Source organism: Bartonella sp. AA81SXKL (genome assembly GCF_042196945.1).
GTDB lineage: Bacteria > Pseudomonadota > Alphaproteobacteria > Rhizobiales > Rhizobiaceae > Bartonella.
In genome coordinates this window covers 1-547 of sequence record NZ_JBHIRH010000413.1, presented here as the reverse complement: position 1 = coordinate 547, position 547 = coordinate 1, and the positions used below count along the sequence as shown (strand labels likewise).

At 41.0% G+C, this 547-nt stretch carries 1 pseudogene; it reads left to right on the top strand.

What is annotated here, in order from left to right:
• Positions 1-88 precede the first annotated feature (88 nt).
• Positions 89-547 (top strand): annotated as a pseudogene (locus ACFINZ_RS11995) (preprotein translocase subunit SecA); the annotation flags it as partial.

Genomic DNA, 547 nt, shown 5'->3' with positions numbered 1-547 from the left:
ATATTAAATACCTTACGAGATTTAGAGTGTGGGGATAATATATGAAATACCCAGTAATAGTGGCAACAAATAAAAGAAAGGGCCAGGGATGGTCGGTTTAGGTGTCTTTGCACGTAAATTTTTTGGTTCAGCTCATGAACGGCGCCTCAAGGTTCTTCGCAAAAAAGCCGAACAAATTAATGTTTTGGAAGAGCAATTCCAGAAGTTAAGTGATACACAGCTTTGCAAAAAAACCGATGAATTTCGTAAACGTCTCGTGGAAGGTGAAACCGTTGATTTGCTCTTACCAGAAGCTTTCGCAACTGTCCGTGAAGCAGCAAAACGTGTTTATGATATGCGTCCTTTTGATGTACAGCTCATTGGTGGAATGGTGCTTCATGATTGTGGCATTGCTGAAATGCGCACCGGTGAAGGTAAAACATTAATGGCAACTTTGCCAATTTATCTCAATGCCTTGGAAGGAAAAGGTGTTCATGTCGTTACGGTAAATGATTATCTTGCTAGCCGTGATGCAGAAACAATGGGGGAAATTTTCAGTTTTCTCGGG